Source organism: Kluyvera chengduensis (assembly GCF_044197065.1).
Lineage (GTDB): Bacteria > Pseudomonadota > Gammaproteobacteria > Enterobacterales > Enterobacteriaceae > Kluyvera > Kluyvera ascorbata_C.
On the sequence record NZ_JBIQOI010000044.1, the window covers coordinates 1 to 229 of the forward strand.

The following is a 229-nucleotide window of genomic DNA, read 5'->3' on the forward strand; positions in this document are numbered from 1 at the left end:
CCGCTGGCAACAAAGGATAAGGGTTGCGCTCGTTGCGGGACTTAACCCAACATTTCACAACACGAGCTGACGACAGCCATGCAGCACCTGTCTCACGGTTCCCGAAGGCACTAAGCTATCTCTAGCAAATTCCGTGGATGTCAAGAGTAGGTAAGGTTCTTCGCGTTGCATCGAATTAAACCACATGCTCCACCGCTTGTGCGGGCCCCCGTCAATTCATTTGAGTTTT

1 rRNA gene is annotated in these 229 nt (G+C 51.5%); it reads right to left on the reverse strand.

Annotation, left to right across the window (positions count from 1 at the left end):
* Positions 1–229 (reverse strand): 16S ribosomal RNA (locus ACH1XZ_RS23400); the annotation flags it as partial.